Annotated in this window: 1 protein-coding gene; it reads right to left on the bottom strand. The window is 41.7% G+C overall.

Annotation, left to right across the window (positions count from 1 at the left end):
* The coding region (locus tag ACYQ0O_RS13225; RefSeq protein WP_459893821.1) for a phage integrase N-terminal SAM-like domain-containing protein at positions 1-185 on the bottom strand (185 nt) is incomplete at its 3' end.
* Between the last annotated feature and the right edge of the window lie 79 nt (positions 186-264).

Here is a 264-nt window from a genome sequence, read left to right as displayed (position 1 = left end):
CTCCAGCCGAATTCACTCTGACAACAAAGCCAATATTGACGCAGCTCCTCTTCGGTGATATCTTCTAGTGGTATATTATAAAAACGCTGTAGACGTAGTACTGAACTGGCATAGGAATCTATGCTTCTTTTTGCATAACCGGCTAACTGTAGATCTTCCTTAAAACGCTTGATTAAATGGCTCATGGTATCTTCCTTTTTTCTTTTTACCTTGTCGGGTAGAAGATACCGACCTGCAAGCCGGCAAGAAGATACCATGAGTCAT

The organism is Desulfothermus okinawensis JCM 13304 (genome assembly GCF_054654515.1).
This window is presented reverse-complemented; position numbering and strand designations above follow the sequence as displayed.